3 protein-coding genes are annotated in these 2,366 nt (G+C 75.0%); 1 reads left to right on the plus strand and 2 read right to left on the minus strand.

Features of this window, described 5'->3' with window-relative positions:
- On the minus strand, nt 1–544 hold a 544-nt coding region (locus tag ACTUAL_RS17005; protein ID WP_440900956.1), incomplete at its 3' end, for a hypothetical protein.
- 213 nt (nt 545–757) lie between these two features.
- Complete coding sequence (locus tag ACTUAL_RS17010; RefSeq protein ID WP_096494480.1) at nt 758–1,441, minus strand: MerR family transcriptional regulator; 684 nt, start codon at nt 1,439–1,441, stop codon at nt 758–760.
- A 121-nt stretch (nt 1,442–1,562) separates the two neighbouring features.
- On the opposite strand from ACTUAL_RS17010, the gene ACTUAL_RS17015 reads away from it, so the two are divergent.
- Nucleotides 1,563–2,366 (plus strand): erythromycin esterase family protein (locus ACTUAL_RS17015; protein ID WP_440900957.1); only part of this gene is annotated, 804 nt, incomplete at its 3' end.

Genomic DNA, 2,366 nt, shown 5'->3' on the forward strand with positions numbered 1-2,366 from the left:
CCACGTCCGCCAGCTCCAGCAGCCCCGCGCCCAGCGGGGTGATGTCGCCGGTGCCGTGCTCGTCCACGAGCGCGGTGAACTCGCGCGCCCGACCGGCGTCCGCCAGGCCCACCCAGGCCACGGACACCACCGCCGTGCGGCCCTCGGCGTCGGCCACGGCGAACAGGACGCGGTCCAGGGCGGTGCAGCGGTGCCGGGTGAAGAAGTCGCGGACCTGGCCGTGGGACGCCAGCAGGCAGTCGCCCTGCTGGCGGGCGGTCCGCTTGACCTGTCTCAGGCCGAAGCGCTGCCAGGCGCCCTCGGCGTCGCCCCTGCGCGCCGACTTCCTGCCCTCGGTCTTGCCCGCTCGCAACTGCGAGGAGGACAGCCCGACCTCCCCGGCTGCGACCTCTCCCGCCGCTGCCGCGCCACCGGCGCCACCTGCCCCTGAGGAGAGCATCGCGACCACCACCGCGCCCGCCGCCACCGTCGCCCCGGCGCCACCGGCCTTGCCCCGGATCGGCCTGACCCGTCCCTGCCCGTCGGTGAAGAAACCCCCTGCCACGCCCTGCTCCTCCCACTCGTGTTCGTCCCAGCGCGGAGAGTAGGGAGGCGGTCCGACAGTTCGGCCGGGCGGCGGTTGCCGAACGACCCCCGAGGCGTCACTGAACCGGGTGAAAAACGTGGGCATCGGCGCTGGTCACGGGCCTGCTGCGAAAAACACGCCCAGGGGCCTGCCCGGTGAGCGGGGCGCGCCGGACCTCCACGCCCGCGGCCCCTACCGGGAGCCCTGAACCGCCAGGTAGGCGTCCAGGCGGGCGGCGGCGGTGAGCATTGCGCGGGCTCGGGTGTGCAGGCGGGTTCTGCGGGTGGTGAGGGCGGCGGCCACCGAGTTCGGGGTTCCCGTGCGCAGGTCGGCCAGGAGCGGGGCGATCAGCGCCAGGGGGTGGCCGCCCTTGCGGAGCTGGGCGATCAGGTGGGCGTCGCGGACGTCCTCCGGGTGGTAGGCGCGGTGGCCCGCGTGGTCGCGGGCCGGGGTGAGCAGGCCCTCCGACTCCCAGCGGCGCAGGGTCGCCGGGCGGACGCCCAGGCGGTGGGCCAGCGCGCCCACCGGGAGCGGGGTGCGGGACGGGGGCGGGGTGGTGGTCAGCGTGGTCAGGGCTGCGGCCACGGCGTCCAGCGCGGCGCGGTCCGCCAGGAGCGCGGCGTGGCTCCGGTCGATCAGGTCCAGGGATCGCTCCAGGTGGCCCTCGTTCGCGGCGACCATGATCTCGGTGGCCACGGCGTGGCCGTGACCGGCCGCCAGGGCCAGGAACGCGCGCAGCGCTGCGGCGTGGCGCTCGGTGTAGCGGCGGTGGCCGGAGGGTGCTCGTTCCGCCTCGGGGAGGGCGCCGGACGCCTCGTAGTTGCGCACCGCCTGGGTGGACAGGTCGTGCTCCCGCGCCAGGTCGACCGTGCGCATCGGCCCTCTCCTCGGTTTGAGGTTTTTGGGGTATTGAGCTGCTTTTTCTTGGCATAACTCCACACCGTCACATCAACGATAGCGTCGAAGGGGACTGAGACCGCACCCCAGGAAGGGCGTCATGCTCCCCGAAGACTTGGACGTCACCGCGCTGCTCGGAGCGCCGCGGTTGCTCGCGCTCGGCGAGGCGATGCACTTCGAGCCCGCGCTGCCCGCGGTGCGCAACGAGCTGTTCGGCCAATTGATCGCCGACCACGGCTACCGGACCGTGTCGGTGGAGAGCTGCTGCCTGCGCGGCAGGCTCGTCGACGAGCACGTGCGCACCGGCGCGGGCGAGGAGGCCGAGGTGCTGCGCGACGGGTTCAGCCACGGGTTCGGCGAGGCCGCCGGGTCCGCCGAGCTGCTGCGGCTGCTCGCCGCGCACAACCGCGCCCACCCGCACGACCCGGTCGGGTTCGCCGGGTTCGACGCGCCCACCGAGATGGCCGCCGCCGACAGCCCCCGCGCGGCCCTCGAACTGGCCTGGCAGGGCCCGCTGCCCGCGCACGTGGACGAGCTGCTCGGCCCGGACGAACCGTGGGTGGAGCCCGCCGCCGCGCGGGCCCCGTCGCGCTCCATCGGGTCCGACCCGAGGGTGGCCGCGCTGCGGGTGGTCGTGGAGGAGCTGCGCTGGGACGCCGCGGCGCGCGCCGCCGACCGGACGCCCGAGCAGCGGTGGGACGTCGAGCTGGGGTTGCGCGTGGCGTCGGGGTTGCTGGCCTACCACGCGGCGATGGCGGAGGACAGGCCCGACCGGTTCCCCCGGCTGGGTGGCATCCGGGACTCGGTGATGGCGGAGAACCTGCGCGCGCTGACCGAGCGCGGCCCGACGCTGGTGTTCGCGCACAACCAGCACCTGCGCGCCTCGGCGATCGACTGGGAGGTG

It is taken from the genome of Actinosynnema sp. (assembly GCF_052038725.1).